A 16,883-nucleotide genomic window follows, 5' to 3' on the forward strand; every position below is an offset into this window, starting at 1 on the left:
ATGTTAGAAGATAAAGTAACCAAAGCTTTTTTTACACTTTTCCGTGCAGGGCTATGGAATCATTCTCTAAATGATAGAGAGTTCCCCTGCCTGTCTCACGCTGATTGGGATGTTTTATTTCAGTTTGCAGTGCGCCAAACCGTCGAAGGAATTGTATTTGATGGCGTACAAAAATTAGATAAAGACTTACTACCTCCAAGGGAACTTCACATAAAATGGTTGATAAGGGTAGAACAGATAGGGAAACTAAATAGGCGGATGAATAGTATTATTACTGAACAGTCCGTTTTCTTTTCTAAAATAAATTTGCAGCCTCTGTTGCTGAAAGGTCAGGGGGTTGCTATGTGTTATGAGAACCCTGATAGAAGAGTTTGTGGTGATATAGATTGGTATTTTCCATCTATTCAAGATTTCCAAACGGCCAATCAAGAGCTTATCCAACGAGGTTTTAATATCATTCCTATGCCCGGCTATAGCAGTTGTTATGTCTGGAAAGATTGTCAAATAGATCACCACCAAAAACTTTTTGATCTTTATAATCCCTTTTTATCAAAATATTTAAGAGATTTACAGTTTCAACAAATGGAAGAACAAATAAGGGTTCATCGTCAAGGAGTAGAATGGTTATTATTATCACCCTTACTACAAATATTACAGGTCAATTCTCACATCTTAAAGCATTTATTGTCTTTTGGTATAGGTATTCGCCAACTATGCGATGCGGCTGTGCTGTATAAAAATTACCACAATAGGATAGATGGGAGCGAATTGAAGAGGGTATACGCAAAACTTAAAATTTTGAGGTGGATCAATCTGTTACACCACATATTAGTAAAATATATAGGGCTACCTCCTGAATACCTACCATTTCCAATGGAAAAAGGCACCTCTGCAGATTGGATGATGCAAGAGATATGGCAATCCGGAAATTTCGGATTTTATGACGTAAGGTATCAAAAAGAAACACCACAACAATTATTTAAAAGAGAAAAAACCAAAGTTAGAATATGGAAAAATTTTATCAAGTATGTTCCTTATGCTCCTATGGAAGCCATGAGTTTTCCTTTGATTCATTTTTATTCAGGATTAAAAATAAAATAATTTTTTGAATACAAGTTTATCATATCAGCTCAAATGGTCGTGGGAACTCACCAAGAATAAGAGAGGAGAGTTATTGCTTTATTTTTTATTAGAATTAGCTGCGATAGCCTTATCTTTAATATTTGTTTTTTGGTCGAAAAAATCTGTAGACCTCGCAATAGAGAGAAGTAATTCAGCCTTCCATAAAGCATTATTATATTCAGTATCTAGCGTTATTATTGCGCTCTTGGTGAGGAGTTATTCAGGTTGGTTGAATGAAAGAACACGCATGAACATGATGATTAATTTGCAAAATTCAGTAATTAAATCTCAAATGCTTTCAGTGTGGAAGTCTGGAAAATATTGGCATAGTGGAGATGTACAGGTTCGGATTAACAATGACTGTCAAGAAGTTATACACATGTTGGGTTACTTTTCAATAGGCTTTTTACTTACACTCATAAGGCTTTGTGCTTCATTTAGCTTTTTGTGGCTGATGGATCCGATGTTGGCGATTTTAATTGTAGCAATCTCTCCTTTATTTTTATTTTCTAAAATGTACTTTAAAAAACTTAGAAGATTAAATAGAGAATTGAAAACGGCTGAGAGTAATTTTGCAAATGTAGTTCAGGAGAATTTAAGATTTAGGATGTCCATACGGGCGCTGGGTATGCAATTTATTCGTTGGCAAAAAGTACAGACCGGACAGCAAAATATATTTAGCTTAAAATCTAAGCTTTTAAACTTTTCTACCGTTTCGCAAGGGATAATGAAACTTACCATCAACACTGGATTTTTATTAACTTTTTGCTGGGGGGTTTATCGGTTAAATGCAGCCGATATTTCTTTTGGTACGATGACGGCATTCTTACAATTAGTGGGGAGAATTCAAAGCCCTATACTATCATTAATGGGATTTATTCCTTTATTTATTCGTTTTCGTACAGCTGTAGATCGTGTTCAGGAAATACAGGAATTAGAAGCTGAAGAAGAGGTGGAGCAAGAGTATATTGCACAACCTATAAGTTTGCAAATTAAAAATTTACATTTCCGTTACGAAGAAAAAAAAGTAATCAGTGCTCTAAATGCAGAGTTTACTGCAGGTCGACCTGCAGCAGTCATCGGCTACAGTGGAAAAGGAAAAACGACTCTTATCCGTATCTTGTTATCACTAATAACACCAGACCAAGGAGAGATACTAATCAAGATTTCTGATCAACAAATAGCACTGTCCAATAAACACCGTATCAATATTGCTTATGTTCCTCAAGGGGATAAGTTGTTTAGTGGGAGTATAAGGGAAAATTTAGATTTAGAGGGAATGGATATTTCTGAAACCCGTCTGCGGGAGGCTTTGTATTTAGCTTGTGCAGATTTTGTATATGATTTACCTAAGGGGATAGATACTATTATTGGAGAATCGGGGTATGGTCTCTCAGAAGGTCAGGCTCAGCGTATTGCTGTGGCAAGAGCTTTAATGAGGGAATGTAATATATGGCTTTTTGATGAAGTGACTTCTGCCTTGGATCCGGAAACGTCAGCGACTCTTATTCAACGTTTATTAAAAGCGGGTAAAAATAAAATTTTGGTTTTTGTTACTCATGATATGAACTTAGCTCATCAATGTGATCAAACCATTTATATAAACTGAAATATGCAAAACACCAAAATACAAGATCAAGAAGGTTTTAAATCGGTTTATTTTAAAATTGCCGACATTATTATGGAATTAGTTGTACCTTTCCAAGTGGAGATTACTTCCTGTTTGCCTTCTTTTAGAAATTTTATAGTGAAAGATATACAAGAGCCACCTCTTATAAAAACTAAACTTAGCTTTTCGTTACCTCCAGAAAATAAAAAAATCACTAAATTGCTGAGCGATGTTTCGATCGTTTGGGGGGATCGATTTCTTTTTGAAGAATCTTCTGAGCATTACATTGTATCTGTGCAAAGTGAGAATAAAGACAGAAGGGGAACAAAGATGTATAGTAAAAAAGATTTTAAGGAATCTGTTATTTATATGGAAGAAGCCGAATTGTCTGTTACGTCTATTTTAAGTTGGGTGCTAATGGTAGCTTTTGGACAAGCTATCATCCCTTATAAGGCTGTATTGTTTCATGCTTCTGTAGTAGTGCAAGGGGATAAAGCTTATGCTTTTTTAGGAAAAAGTGGAACAGGAAAAAGCACGCATAGCCGTTTATGGATAGAATATTTAGAAGGCGTAAAATTATTGAATGATGATAATCCTATAGTGCGCATAATGGAGGATGGTAAAATTATGATTTTTGGTACTCCTTGGAGTGGAAAAACCCCCTGTTACCGGAATATGAGGGTAGAGCTACAGGCTTTGGTTCGTCTTTCACAAGCTTCTGAAAATAAATGGAAAAATGTAGAGGGAAAAGAAGCTCTGGTTTCAGTGTTACCTAGTTGCACAGCAATTCGGTGGAATCGATTTTTATTTAATCAAATGGTCGATAGTTTAGAAGAGATAATAAGGAAGGTCAGGGTAGGGCAGCTGTTATGCTTACCGGATAAAGATGCTGCATATTTATGTAGTCAAAAAATAATAAACAATAAATAAATAAAGGGAATGAATAAATTTATACTAGGAATAATGGTTTTGTTCAGTATTGTTTTACTGAACTCTTGCTTGTCCAAAAAAGTTGTATATATTAATGACATGACTGTGGATGCTGAATATCCTATTGCAGACCCTCCAGCGCTTCGTATTCAGAAGAATGATCGTTTAAATATTCAGGTGAGTGCAAAGTCTCTTGAATTAGCAGCTCCTTTTAATGTTGTAGCAGGAGCCTATAAACTCACAGAAGATGGCGTCTCTACAACCAGTGTAGATAAATCAGGAACTTCTCCGGGGTATTTAATAGATCAGAATGGAAATATAGAATTCCCAGTATTGGGGATTTTACATGTAGAAGGATTGACGTTAAATGAAGTGAGAGATTTGATTCGTAACCGTTTAATCAAGAATAGATATATTAGTGACCCTGTTGTAAAAGTTGAAATGCTTAATTTTAAAATTACAGTTATGGGAGCAGTAAAATCAGAGAGTGTGCTCACAGTACCCGATGGAAGAATGTCACTATTGGAGGCTCTAACAAAAGTAGGAGGACTCTCTACCAATGCTTCTCCAGATAGAATTACCGTAATTCGCGAAGAAAATGGAGTAAGAAGAAGAATTGTCACCAATATACAAACACAGGAAGTTTTTAATTCGCCTGCTTATTACCTACAGCAGAATGATATTGTATATGTAGAGCCTCGTACAGCAGATATATCACCAAAAGAAGATCGATTCTGGAAGTATTTTGGAATTGGAATGGGCTTTATTGGTTTTCTTATGTCTACTATAGCCGTAATCAAATAATCAAATTACATTACATAAATATAATATGACCAATCAGCAAAATCAGATAGTGAACGATCCTAAAAAGGAGCAGTTGATTAATGTTCTGGATCTCCTAAAATACCTGTTACACCATTGGAAGTGGTTTGCTTTTTCCATTTTAGTGTTTGGTACTTTTGCTTACTACCAGTACAGCAAATCGCCCTTTGTATATAGTAGTACAGAAGTAGTAATGATTAAAACACCTTCTAATACTCCTACTACAGCGCGTATTACGAGAGTAAGTGCTACCAATTATATAAGTGTAACCGATGAGATTTTACAATTGAAATCGAAAGAATTAATGAGGCAGACCGTCGATAGAATTGGAGCAGATATAAGTTATAAAGTGCTTAAGGGCTTAAGAGAGTACGAACTATATAAAAGTTCTCCTGTTCAGGTAAAAGTATTGGGTAAAAAGACAGAAGAGAGCTATACATTTACTGTAACTCCTTTAAACGCTTCATATGTTACAATTAAAAGTGCAGCCAAATCTGATAAAACAAATGTGATTAAAGTTCCACTTAATCATGTAGTGAAAACGCCTTTTGGTCAGGTATTGGTTAGACCTAGTAAATACTATGCAAGCTATTATGGGAAAGAAATTAAGGTGTTTAAATCTCCTCAAAGAGTCATAGTCGATTATTTTAAAAATAATTTAAAAATAAGACAGCTCGAAGAAGATGCTTCTTTACTACAGATCACCTTACAAGATAGTTCTCCAGAGCGAGCATCAGATATCATTACCATGCTCATCAGAGTATACAATGAGGTGACATTACAAGATAAAAGTAGAATAGCCACCAATACAGCTAATTTTATAAAAGATAGGTTAGCGATCATTGAAAGCGAATTAAGTGCGGTAGAATTAAATATTGAAAACTTAAAAATTGCCAATCAAGGGGTAGATGTGGTAAAATCTGGAGATATCTATTTATCCGATGGGCGCCAATATAAGCTACAGAAAACAAAGATAGAAACAGATATGCAATTGGCAGAGATGATGAGATCCTATCTAAAAAATAAACCAAATGATCTTATTCCCAATAATACAGGATTGGTAGATGCGAGTGTTGAAAAACAGATAGCAGAATATAACATGGCTTTATTGAAAAAAAATAAGCTGGCCCAAGGGGGGAATACTTATAATCCGGTGGTAGTGGATTTAGAGGAAATGCTCAAATCTATGCGCAACAATATTAATAGAGCTGTTAACAATGCGTTGAACGGATTAAAAATTAAGATGAAAAACGCTCAACATGAAGAATCTTTAGCTCGAGGTCAGGCTATAAAAATTCCTGAAAAACAAAGGGTTATGGTTTCTATCGGTCGGCAACATAAGGTGAAAGAAGAACTTTATTTATTTTTGTTGAATAAACAAGAAGAAAATGCACTTAACGAAGCCATAGTAGATGAAAATATTCGTGTTGTAGATCCTGCTTATGCTTCCGAATCACCTATTTATCCTAGTCGTTTTAAAAAGGTATTCATTGGTGTATTAGTAGGAACGGTCATTCCTGCTATAGTATTGCTCTCCACTCTTATCCTAAACACAGGTGTGAGAGGACGTCAAGATTTGGAGAATGTATTAACTGTTCCTTTCTTAGGAGAAATCCCTTTGTCTTTAAGTAGAAAACAAGGTAAAGGAGAAGTGTTGGTGAGTAAAACAGGAAGAGATCCTCTGACGGAGGCTTTTCGTATTGTACGGACCAATATTAATTTTATGACCAAAGATGGATTACCTCCAAAAGTAATAACCTTTACTTCCTTTACGCCAGGTGTAGGTAAGACTTTTAGTGTTTTAAACTTAGCCACTACTCTATCTTTTTTGGACAAAAAAGTAGTGGTATTAGATATGGATTTACGAAAAGGAACCTTAAGTTCTAAGGTTAATCTTTTACAACGAAAGGGAACCAGCCATTACTTATCCATTCCTTCTGTATGTATTGATGATATTTTACATAAAAGTGATATTGTAGACAATATTGATTTTGCACCCATTGGAGCTATTGCGCCCAATCCTGTAGAATTATTGTTAAATAAACGTTTGGACCAGTTGATAGCAGAACTAAAAGAAAGATATGACTATATTATTATTGATAGCGTACCTACAGGTATTGTGGCCGATGCTAGCATTGTAGATCGGGTTACAGATTTAACTTTATTCTTGATAAGAGTGGGTAAAATGGATCGTAGGCAACTTCCAGAAATTCAGAAAATTTACGAAGAGGGTAAACTTTCCAATTTAGCTATCTTGTTGAATGGAGTGAAATTGAATACTTATGGCAGCTATAATTATGGTTATTATGGTTACGGTTATGGAGGCTATGGTTATGAAGAAGACAAGAAAAATTTATTTTCCAAGTGGTTCAAAAGAACATAAATTAAAAAAATAAAGACCAGTGGTCAAAGCCTGCGTTAAGATATTTAAATAGAGTATTTTACTGTTAAAAGCTTTAGAACAAAATAATATATTCTCATTATAGCAGGGCCTAAAAAAACATAAAATTGGAGAGAGAACATTAATTTGAAATACTTAATTAAAATATGGGGGATATCATTTTTGACCTGATAGAAAAAGAGAAACAAAGACAAGTGCAAGGTTTGGAGCTTATAGCTTCCGAAAATTTTGTTTCACAAAATGTAATCAATGCAATGGGGAGTGTATTGACGAATAAATATGCAGAAGGTTATCCAGGTAGGCGATATTATGGGGGGTGCGAAGTAGTCGATGAAGTCGAAACTTTGGCGATAGAAAGAGCTAAAGAACTTTTTGGTGTAGAATATGTAAATGTTCAGCCTCATTCGGGTGCTCAGGCCAATGCTGCAATTTATTTAGCTGTTTTAAAACCAGGAGACAAGGTGATGGGAATGGATCTTTCTATGGGGGGGCATCTCACCCACGGCTCGGCGGTAAATTTTTCAGGACTTCAATATCAAGTAGTTTCTTACGGTGTTGAAAGGGAAACCAGTCTCATTGATTACCATCAAATGCGTGAAATAGCCTTAAAAGAAAGGCCCAAAATGATTATCGCAGGTTTTTCGGCTTACTCTAGAGATTTGGAATATGCGAAGTTTAGAGAGATTGCAGATGAGATAGGAGCGACCCTTTGGGCAGATATTGCGCATCCAGCAGGGTTGATAGCAAAAGGTCTTTTAAATAATCCATTTGAGCATTGCCATATTGTCACCACGACTACTCATAAAACCCTTAGAGGTCCTAGAGGAGGGATGATAATGATGGGCAAAGATTTTGAGAATACTTATGGATATAAAACGCCAAAGGGGGATCTCAAAATGATGAGTCAGGTACTGGACAGTGCTGTTTTTCCGGGCATTCAAGGGGGACCGCTAGAACATGTTATTGCAGGTAAGGCGGTTGCTTTCGCAGAGGCACTGGATGGTAAATTTTTACGCTATGCCAAACAAGTTAAGAATAATGCCACGGCTTTGGCAAAAGCTATGATAGGCTACGGTTTTGAAATCGTAAGTGGGGGAACCGATAATCATCTCATGCTAATAGATCTTCGTAATAAGGGGGTAAATGGTAAAGAAATAGAGAAGGCATTAGTGAAAGCCGACATCACTTGCAATAAAAACATGGTTCCTTTTGATGATAAATCAGCTTTTACCACTTCGGGTATTCGTTTGGGAACGGCTGCTATTACAACACGTGGGTTGAAAGAAGACGATATGCAGACTGTGGCAGGTCTAATCTCTGATGCGGTGGATCAACATCAAAATGATAAGGTTTTGAACGACATAAAAATAAAGGTGAATAAATTAATGGAAGGGAAAGCTTTGTTTAACTTTGAATAATATTTATAACCTATCTTAGGTATCTATTAAAATAAGGGAATAGCTTTCTGAGCTGTTCTTTTATTTTTAATATACAGTTTAAAAAATAATGCATGCACAAAACGCCTAAAAATTTCACTTTTCAACAGATTAGACAAAAATTGATAAATTATTGTATTTATCAGGACAGATGCCATGTGGAAGTAGAAGAGAAAATGAAAGAATTTTTCTTAGTCCCGGAGGCTAGAGATGAAATATTGCTGTATCTTATTAGAGAAAATTATCTCAATGAGGAACGTTTTACCCGAAGTTATATAAGAGGTAAGTTCTATATTAAGCATTGGGGGAAATTGAAGATCACCAATCATTTAAAAGCGAAAAAGATATCCGAAAAACTCATCCTTATGTGCATGGATGAGATTGACGATCGTGATTATATGCAGCAAGTTAGGAAAATGGTAGACAAAATTTTACATTCATATAGCGATTTATCGGAATATCATAAAAAGCATAAAATTATGCATTTTTTAATGTCAAAGGGCTATGAATACGAAACCATTATAAAAATAATTCAACAAGAGGAGTGATCACAAGAATATAAAAAATAGGGATAATTTTCTTTTTATAGCCCCCATTAAGCCTTATACATTTTTAATATTTTCATTTTTATATCAGAATCATTCTGTTTTTTATAAAAAATCGAGTTATTTATTCTAAAAACACATCCAGCCTATACTCCTGATGAATATTACTCAATATATAAGTGAAGCCTATTCAACTATGAACTATTGGATAATACTCCTCAAGTAATACCCTAAAATATTTTTTGAGTTTCTGTCGATAAAGGGATTGATTTTATATAATTTCATAATTGTCAATTATATAAATGATTTGTTTTTTGCTTTATAGGAGTTACTACTTAATTTTTTAAAAAAAAATATAATATAATCTGTAATCTCACGTTTTTTGGCTTAGATGTTGTAGAAGGAATATACCCAGAAAATAGTATTATCTTTATAATAATATTTTCTTTATATAAGACACTAAATAACCAAATTAATGAACAAGATAAAATGTAAGAAAAGTAAGATTTACTCTGGAAATAATTTAGTAAATCTTACGGATATACGTTATCTACCCCGCTGGATTATATTATTTATTGATATCCTCATCCTTATATTTTCGTTGACTTTATCCTTTATTATCGTTGATTCATTAAATGTAAAATTATATTCTTCTATTAATTTATTTCAGAAATTTTCATTGGTGATATCGGTCAATGTAGGTTTCATGTATTTATTTAAAACCTATTCAGGCATCATCAGACATTCCACTTTTATGGACTTGTTTAAATTGTTTTTAGCAAGTGTATGCACGACTATTGTTATTATTGTTATCAACTATAGTTATTACCTTACGACTGGATTACGTCTAATTCTTATTCCTTTTTTAGGTTTTTATCTTGCTATTTCATTTGCGTTTTTATTCTTATTTAGACTTGTGGTGAAAGAGACTTTCCATATGCTAAGAGAATATAAAAGAAGCTCTTTAAAAAAGAAAATTTTAGTCTTAGGGATTGGAGAAGAATCTATAGCAATTGCCGGAGCTATTTTAGAAAACCCTAATCTGCCTTACTATGTAGAGGGTTTTTTAACCCAGCGTTACGATTCGAGCAGTGTGAAAATTCTGGGGAAACCTATTTATACTAAAGAAAAACTGGAAAGCCTATCTAAGAAAGATATAGAGGTACAAGGGGTGCTTATTATTAAGGAAAATCTTTCCAGAGACGAAATGGATACTTGGGTAAATCTCTTTCTTGAAAAAGGCTTATTGGTGCTTAAAGCTCCTTCTGTACAAAAATTGAGAAATAATGAATTAGGAACGAATATTAAAAGTCTACAAATAGAAGATCTACTGAATCGAAAACCTATAAAGTTGAATAGTGAAGAGGTTAAGAAAAGCCACTTTAACAAAACTGTTTTGGTCACAGGGGGGGCAGGCTCTATAGGCAGTGAAATTGTATGTCAAGTAGCACAATTTAACCCTTCTTTAGTGGTGGTACTGGATCAGGCAGAAACCCCATTGTATGAAATTAAATTGGAGATGTGTGAGAAATTTCCAGATATTAATTTTAAATTTATATTGGCGGATATTTCTAATAAACACAGAATAGAGCAGTTATTTCAAGATTACGAATTCTCTATGGTATATCATGCTGCGGCCTATAAACACGTACCACTCATAGAAGATAATCCTCATGAAGCGATTCTCGTCAATGTTTTAGGGACTAAAAACTTAGCTTATTTGTCGAGTCAATATCATGTCAATCGTTTTGTTATGATTTCTACCGACAAAGCGGTAAACCCCACCAATGTTATGGGCGCTTCTAAACGAGTAGCAGAACTTTTTGTGCAGTCTTTTCAGAATACCGAAGGAAATACCACTAAATTTATAACCACTCGCTTTGGCAATGTTTTAGGGTCTAATGGATCCGTTATTCCTCATTTTAGAAGGCAAATTGAAAGAGGAGGCCCTATCACCATCACTCATCCCGAAATAGTCCGTTATTTTATGACGATACCCGAAGCTTGTGAGCTTGTTTTACAGGCAGGGGCTATGGGGAAAGGGGGTGAAATTTTTGTGTTTGATATGGGAGAACCTGTCAAAATACAGGATTTAGCAAAGCGTATGATTAAATTATCGGGTCTTGAGCCTGAAAACGATATTAAAATCATCTATACCGGATTAAGACCCGGAGAGAAACTCTACGAGGAGTTGCTTAGTGATAATGCTAAAAACTTGCCGACTCATAATGAAAAAATTATGGTGTCTCGCGATCCTACAATGAAATACGAAGATATAGAGTTACTAACCAATAGAGTAGCTAAAGCAGCTTTGAAAAGAGATAGTCTGGAAGTGGTGAGGCAATTAAAAATAATAGTGCCAGAGTTTAAAAGTAATAATTCTATATTTGAAATTCTGGATCAGCAGTAAGGCAAAAAGTGTATATTTGCAGTAAAGAGAGATATGAAGAATAGAAGTGTTTTGCAACTTTTATTAGTTGTTTTTTTAATGTTTTCGTGTCGTACCCGTAATAATATAAATTATTTACAAGATGTGGATAAAATTGCTACGGAAACAGCGGTTCAAATGGGGAAAATTACATTGCAGCCCGGAGATCAGTTGGTGATTAATGTGATGGCCCAAGATTTAAATGTAGTAAAGCCTTTTAATCAGAATTATAGCTCGGGTGTTATGCTGCTAAATTCAGAATCTTCTGGGAATACTCCTTCTGGCAATCGTACGGCTTCAGGCCCTACTTATATTATTGACGATAATGGTTTCATAGATTTTCCAGTCCTAGGAAGACTACAAACTCGAAATTTAACATTAGATCAATTAAAGCAACAGTTGCATAATAAAATTTTACGTTATGTAAAGAATCCTACTGTAAGCGTTAAGTTAAATAATTTCAGAGTTTCTATTATGGGAGAGGTCACACGGCCAGGAGAGTACGTGATAGTAGATGGAAAGACGAATTTATTGAAGGCCTTGGCCATGGCAGGAGATTTAACCATATATGGAAGAAGAGATGATGTATTGTTGGTCAGAACCATAAATGATAAAATGGAAAAGGTTCGTATAAACCTTACAGGATCGGACTTTATAAATTCTCCTTATTATCATCTAAAACAAGGTGATGTAATTTATGTGTCTGCAAACAAGACTAGAGAGAAAATGTCTCATCTGGACCCCAGTATGCCTATATATATATCGGTAGCAGGTATTCTAGTAACCATTTTAGCCTTAGTATTCAAAAAATAATTTTCATATAATGAGTGCACCGTCACAAGAGAAAAACTACACACCACCCTACGAGAAAATTAATATTAACGAAATTATTAAACCTTATTTAATAAAATGGCCATGGTTTTTTATTTGTGCCATTATAGCATTGTTTTTTTCCTTTTTCATATTAAAATTTAAGGTTCCGGTATATAGGATAGAATCTACAGTACTTATAAAAGACTCTAAAAGTAATACGTTCGGAGGGCAGGATATGGGAGCACTCCAAGATTTGTCTGGATTTGGAGGAATGAATTCGAGTAGTGTAGACAATGAAATCGAAATTTTTAGATCTAAAAGACTTATTCGTGAGGTAGTAGATCGTCTTAATCTACAATCTGATATTTATACTAAATCCGGATTGAGAAAAATAGAGCTATATAAGGAATCATCTCCTATCAATATAAGGGTGATTAATGAGAAACCCAATATTCATTTTCCTGTAGATCCACTTTATGTAAAAATTAAAGGAGATCAGTTAATTCTTTCTGTACCGGGTCTTAAAAAAAATATTATAAGTTCGTTTGGAAAGACCATAGGCCTTCCCTTTGCCAATATAATCATCACTAAAAATCTTAAATATAACTTTGGTACCCCAAATAACAATGAGCCTATAAATGAGCTTGAAATTTATATTAAGAGTTTAGAATCTAAAGTCAGTGTTCTCCAACAACTTTTACAGGTGGAACTTACCAATAAGGAGACCACAGTGATTAGATTATCTCTAGATTACCCCCAGAGGAGGAAAGCCAAGGACTTATTGAATGCTTTAGTCATAGCTTATAATAACGATGCCATAGAAGATAAAAATCTTGAATCTTCACAAACCTTGGCGTTTATTGAAGATAGAATAAAAAAATTATCTCGGGAATTAGGGAATGTAGAAAATGAGAAAGCCTATTTTAAATCTAAAAACAAACTAATTGACGTTCAGACGGAAGCTAAGCTTGATTTAGAGAGTTCTGCGGCAGCTCGGACAAAGCAATTAGAATTAGATAGTCAATTAGAGTTAACCAACGCCTTAATTAGCTATCTCTCTCACCAGAATAAATTCCACATTTTACCAGCTAATGTAGGATTAACCAATGAGAAAACGGCGTCTGATATATCCATGTACAATCAGCTTATTTTGCAGCGCAATCAATTATTGGAATCAGCCACTCCTGAAAATCCTGCCGTTATAGAGGTTACTAAGCAAATCGGTAGTATGCGTTCAGCTGTGATGCAAAGTCTACAACGCAATAAAGTTGGATTGCAGTTGGCTAAAAATGAATATGTTAAAGAGCAGAATAAAATGTCTAGCAATATTTCCAAACTTCCTTCTATGGAGAAAATGTTTAGAAATATAGAAAGACAACAATCTATCAAAGAAAATCTATATTTATTATTGCTCCAAAAGCGAGAGGAAAAGGCTATTTCTAAAGCGATTACAGCAAATAAGGCCAGAGTTGTAGATGTAGCATATGCTTCTGAGAAGCCTGTGTCTCCCAATAAGTTTTTCATTTTGTTGGGTGGTTTAATTTTGGGCTTATTAGTACCTTTTTCAGTTATTTATTTAGTAGAGCTTTTCAATAATAAAATCAGATCAAAACACGATTTAGAAAAGCAGGCTCATGCCCATGTAATAGGGGAGTTGCCCAAATTAGAAAAAGGAGAACCGGAAATTATTCATATGAATGATTTATCCTCAATGGCTGAGGCCTTTAGAATTCTAATTACCAATATGAATTTTATGCTGCCTAAGCAGGATAAGGGTAAAGTAATATTTGTGACTTCATCGGTGAAAGGAGAGGGTAAAACATTCACTTCGGTTAATCTGTCTTTGGTGTTGGCAAGGCCAAATAAAAAAGTGATTCTTATAGGATCAGATATACGAAATCCTCAATTACAGCGTTATGATACCGATAAAAAGGGTGCAAAAGGATTAACGGAGTATTTATATGGAGGACAGGTAAAGTTGGCAGAAATTATTCACGTATCCGAATCCAATCCTCATTTGGATGTTATGTATTCAGGAACCATTCCACCCAACCCTACGGATTTACTGACCAATGGTAATTACGAGAAATTGCTAGAGGAATTAAAATTAAAGTATGACTATATTATTATAGATACAGCCCCATTAATGCTGGTAACAGATACTTTCCTTATATCAGAATTCGCAGATTTAACTTTGTATGTTACCCGATCGGGGTATACAGAAAATAATTTTATTGAATTTATCAATGCCAATATAGATCAACAAAAAATTAAGAATGTAGGCTTGGTACTTAATGATGTACGCAAAAATAATTTCGGTTACGGGAATAAATATGGGTATGGGTATGGAACCAAAGAGAAAAGTTTTATTCAAAAAATAAAAGAGCGATTGTAGTATCAATTGTAATGTCGAATGATGATGTCATACGTTAAAAAGAATTTGGTGATATTTGGGACGAGACCTGAAGCGATAAAAATGGCACCACTGGTAAAAGAGTTCCAGAAGCATAAGGATTTTGAAACCAAAGTTTGTGTAACAGCGCAGCATAGAGAGATGCTAGATCAAGTACTAAATTTTTTTGGGATTAGTCCTGATTATGATTTGAATTTGATGAAACCTAACCAAAATCTTTATTCGCTAACTGCAGACATTATTACCGAATTAAAGCCAGTATTAGAAGATTTTAAACCCGATTATGTGTATGTCCATGGGGATACCACCACCACCATGGCGGCTAGTATAGCAGGTTTTTATGCAGGAGCTAAAGTCTGTCATGTGGAAGCCGGATTAAGAACTCATGACAAACGATCTCCTTTTCCAGAAGAAATTAATCGTCAGGTTACAGGGAGAATAGCAGATTATCACTTTGTTCCTACTCAACAATCTAAAGAAAACTTAAGGATTGAAAATATTAAAGAAGATCACATACTTATTACCGGTAATACGGTAATAGATGCTCTGTTGTATAGTAGTGGGAAAGTGGATAAGATGGAAAATGGAGAAGTACAAAAACTCGAAGTTCTTCTCAAGGGCTATCAGAAAATGATTTTGGTGACTGGACATAGAAGAGAGAATCATGGCCAGGGTTTTATTAATATCTGCGAAGCCTTGAAGACTATAGCCTTGCAACACCCCGATGTACAAATTATTTATCCTGTTCACCTCAATCCTCATGTTCAAAGACCCGTACGAGAAATATTATCTGGGATTTCCAATATTCAGCTTATAGAGCCTTTGGCTTATCCGGCTTTTGTGTGGCTGATGAATAGAGCTTACCTTATCATCACCGATAGCGGGGGCGTACAGGAGGAGGCTCCTAGTTTGGGAAAACCGGTTTTAGTCATGAGGGATGCGACAGAACGACCTGAGGCTGTCAGTGTGGGGACAGTTATTTTGGTCGGAACACAGAAAGATAAAATTATAGCAGAGACACATGAACTTTTGACTAATAACAATAAATATCATAAAATGAGTAGTTTACATAATCCGTATGGAGATGGTAAAGCGTCTGAGAGAATTGTTAATTTTATAAGAAGTCTATAATGATGAATAATACATCTAAAGTGGTGACCATGGGATTGGGGTATATAGGTCTACCGACATCTGCCCTTATTGCGAATAGTCACATACAGGTGCATGGGGTAGATATTTCACAGCATGTGGTAGATACTATTAATGCAGGAAAAATACATATAGTGGAGCCAGAATTGGACCAAATGGTAGCCCAAGCAGTACAGAAGGGCTATCTTGTTGCCTCTACGGAACCCGCAGTGGCTGATGTTTATCTTATGGTGGTACCCACCCCTTTTAAGGGGAACCATGAACCGGATATCTCCTACGTACAATCTGCCACTGAGAGTATAATTCCTCTTCTAAAGGAAGGTGATCTTTATATTATAGAGTCAACCTCACCCGTAGGAACCACCGAGAAAATGCAGGAATTGATTTTTTCTAAAAGGCCGGAGTTACGCAATAAAATCTTTATGGCTTATTGTCCAGAGCGGGTATTACCAGGTAACGTAATTTATGAATTGGTATACAACGATCGTGTGATCGGTGGTATGGACGAGCCATCAACACAAAAAGCTATAGACTTTTATCAGCAATTTGTAAAAGGACAATTACACGCTACCAATGCACGAACAGCCGAGATGTGTAAATTAATAGAAAATTCATCACGGGATGTACAAATTGCATTTGCCAATGAATTATCGCTGATATGTGATAAGGCAGGGATAAATGTTTGGGAATTAATTAACCTGGCCAATAAACATCCAAGGGTTAATATTTTGCAACCCGGGTGTGGTGTGGGTGGCCATTGTATAGCCGTAGATCCATATTTTATTGTGGCTGATTACCCCATGGAATCCCAAATTATAGCCCAAGCACGGACTACCAATAATTATAAATCGTTCTGGTGTGCTGAAAAAATAAAAAGTGCCCGATTGGAATTTGAACTAAAACATGGGCGTTCACCTGCTATTGCTCTTATGGGGTTGGCTTTTAAACCCAATATTGATGATTTACGTGAATCTCCAGCGATTTATATCGCAGAGCGTGTGTTACAAGATGCTGGAAATGCAGATATGTATATTGTAGAGCCTAACGTTAGCGAGCATAAGAGATTTAAATTAACCGACTATAGAGTTGCTGTCGACCAATCAGATATTATTGTATTCTTAGTAGCGCATAATGAGTTTAAGGATCTTCATATAGCTCGTCATAAAATGGTTTTGGATTTTTGCGGAGCCAAAAAGAAATAGAGAATACCGCCTA

12 protein-coding genes are annotated in these 16,883 nt (G+C 35.1%); all 12 read left to right on the forward strand.

Features of this window, described 5'->3' with window-relative positions:
- The 12 genes from GNY06_RS08195 (at nucleotide 1) to wecC (ending at nucleotide 16,870) form a co-directional block, all read left to right on the forward strand.
- Nucleotides 1-1,101 carry a nucleotidyltransferase family protein gene (locus GNY06_RS08195; protein ID WP_166519626.1) on the forward strand — a complete coding sequence of 367 codons (1,101 nt, stop codon included), beginning with the start codon at nucleotides 1-3 and terminating at the stop codon, nucleotides 1,099-1,101.
- A gap of 4 nt (nucleotides 1,102-1,105) precedes the next feature.
- Complete coding sequence (locus tag GNY06_RS08200) at nucleotides 1,106-2,731, forward strand: ATP-binding cassette domain-containing protein (protein ID WP_166519627.1); 1,626 nt, start codon at nucleotides 1,106-1,108, stop codon at nucleotides 2,729-2,731.
- Nucleotides 2,732-2,734: 3 nt separating this feature from the next.
- Entirely contained in the window at nucleotides 2,735-3,661 is a 927-nt protein-coding gene (locus GNY06_RS08205; RefSeq protein WP_166519628.1) for a hypothetical protein, read from the forward strand.
- Nucleotides 3,662-3,670: 9 nt separating this feature from the next.
- On the forward strand, nucleotides 3,671-4,465 hold the full coding sequence (locus tag GNY06_RS08210) for a polysaccharide biosynthesis/export family protein (RefSeq protein ID WP_244614392.1): 795 nt from the start codon (nucleotides 3,671-3,673) through the stop codon (nucleotides 4,463-4,465).
- 25 nt (nucleotides 4,466-4,490) lie between these two features.
- Nucleotides 4,491-6,866 (forward strand): GumC family protein, encoded by a 2,376-nt coding sequence (locus tag GNY06_RS08215; RefSeq protein WP_166519629.1) that lies wholly within the window; start codon nucleotides 4,491-4,493, stop codon nucleotides 6,864-6,866.
- Nucleotides 6,867-7,030: 164 nt separating this feature from the next.
- Nucleotides 7,031-8,302, forward strand: a complete 1,272-nt coding sequence (glyA, locus tag GNY06_RS08220; RefSeq protein ID WP_166519630.1) for a serine hydroxymethyltransferase — start codon at nucleotides 7,031-7,033, stop codon at nucleotides 8,300-8,302.
- Nucleotides 8,303-8,394: 92 nt separating this feature from the next.
- Nucleotides 8,395-8,868, forward strand: coding sequence for a regulatory protein RecX (locus GNY06_RS08225; RefSeq protein WP_166519631.1), 474 nt, complete (start codon nucleotides 8,395-8,397; stop codon nucleotides 8,866-8,868).
- A 472-nt stretch (nucleotides 8,869-9,340) separates the two neighbouring features.
- The gene (locus GNY06_RS08230) at nucleotides 9,341-11,275 is read left to right on the forward strand and encodes a polysaccharide biosynthesis protein (RefSeq protein ID WP_166519632.1); all 1,935 of its coding nucleotides are present in this window, start codon (nucleotides 9,341-9,343) and stop codon (nucleotides 11,273-11,275) included.
- Nucleotides 11,276-11,308: 33 nt separating this feature from the next.
- Complete coding sequence (locus GNY06_RS08235; RefSeq protein WP_166519633.1) at nucleotides 11,309-12,106, forward strand: polysaccharide biosynthesis/export family protein; 798 nt, start codon at nucleotides 11,309-11,311, stop codon at nucleotides 12,104-12,106.
- A gap of 10 nt (nucleotides 12,107-12,116) precedes the next feature.
- Nucleotides 12,117-14,501 carry a GumC family protein gene (locus tag GNY06_RS08240; RefSeq protein WP_166519634.1) on the forward strand — a complete coding sequence of 795 codons (2,385 nt, stop codon included), beginning with the start codon at nucleotides 12,117-12,119 and terminating at the stop codon, nucleotides 14,499-14,501.
- Between the two features lie 24 nt (nucleotides 14,502-14,525).
- On the forward strand, nucleotides 14,526-15,650 hold the full coding sequence (wecB, locus tag GNY06_RS08245; RefSeq protein WP_166519635.1) for a non-hydrolyzing UDP-N-acetylglucosamine 2-epimerase: 1,125 nt from the start codon (nucleotides 14,526-14,528) through the stop codon (nucleotides 15,648-15,650).
- A gap of 2 nt (nucleotides 15,651-15,652) precedes the next feature.
- Nucleotides 15,653-16,870, forward strand: a complete 1,218-nt coding sequence (wecC, locus tag GNY06_RS08250) for a UDP-N-acetyl-D-mannosamine dehydrogenase (protein WP_166519661.1) — start codon at nucleotides 15,653-15,655, stop codon at nucleotides 16,868-16,870.
- Nucleotides 16,871-16,883: the final 13 nt, after the last annotated feature.

The organism is Elizabethkingia argenteiflava (assembly GCF_009904105.1).
GTDB classification, from domain to species: Bacteria; Bacteroidota; Bacteroidia; order Flavobacteriales; family Weeksellaceae; genus Elizabethkingia; species Elizabethkingia argenteiflava.

Excerpts from the sequence above, each read along its gene's own strand:
- glyA (WP_166519630.1), top strand. The coding sequence starts at position 7,031 with ATGGGGGATATCATTTTTGACCTGATAGAAAAAGAGAAACAAAGACAA.
- GNY06_RS08195 (WP_166519626.1), top strand. The coding sequence starts at position 1 with ATGTTAGAAGATAAAGTAACCAAAGCTTTTTTTACACTTTTCCGTGCA.
- GNY06_RS08240 (WP_166519634.1), top strand. The coding sequence starts at position 12,117 with ATGAGTGCACCGTCACAAGAGAAAAACTACACACCACCCTACGAGAAA.
- GNY06_RS08205 (WP_166519628.1), top strand. The coding sequence starts at position 2,735 with ATGCAAAACACCAAAATACAAGATCAAGAAGGTTTTAAATCGGTTTAT.
- GNY06_RS08235 (WP_166519633.1), top strand. The coding sequence starts at position 11,309 with ATGAAGAATAGAAGTGTTTTGCAACTTTTATTAGTTGTTTTTTTAATG.
- wecC (WP_166519661.1), top strand. The coding sequence starts at position 15,653 with ATGAATAATACATCTAAAGTGGTGACCATGGGATTGGGGTATATAGGT.
- GNY06_RS08215 (WP_166519629.1), top strand. The coding sequence starts at position 4,491 with ATGACCAATCAGCAAAATCAGATAGTGAACGATCCTAAAAAGGAGCAG.
- wecB (WP_166519635.1), top strand. The coding sequence starts at position 14,526 with ATGTCATACGTTAAAAAGAATTTGGTGATATTTGGGACGAGACCTGAA.
- GNY06_RS08230 (WP_166519632.1), top strand. The coding sequence starts at position 9,341 with ATGAACAAGATAAAATGTAAGAAAAGTAAGATTTACTCTGGAAATAAT.
- GNY06_RS08225 (WP_166519631.1), top strand. The coding sequence starts at position 8,395 with ATGCACAAAACGCCTAAAAATTTCACTTTTCAACAGATTAGACAAAAA.
- GNY06_RS08210 (WP_244614392.1), top strand. The coding sequence starts at position 3,671 with ATGAATAAATTTATACTAGGAATAATGGTTTTGTTCAGTATTGTTTTA.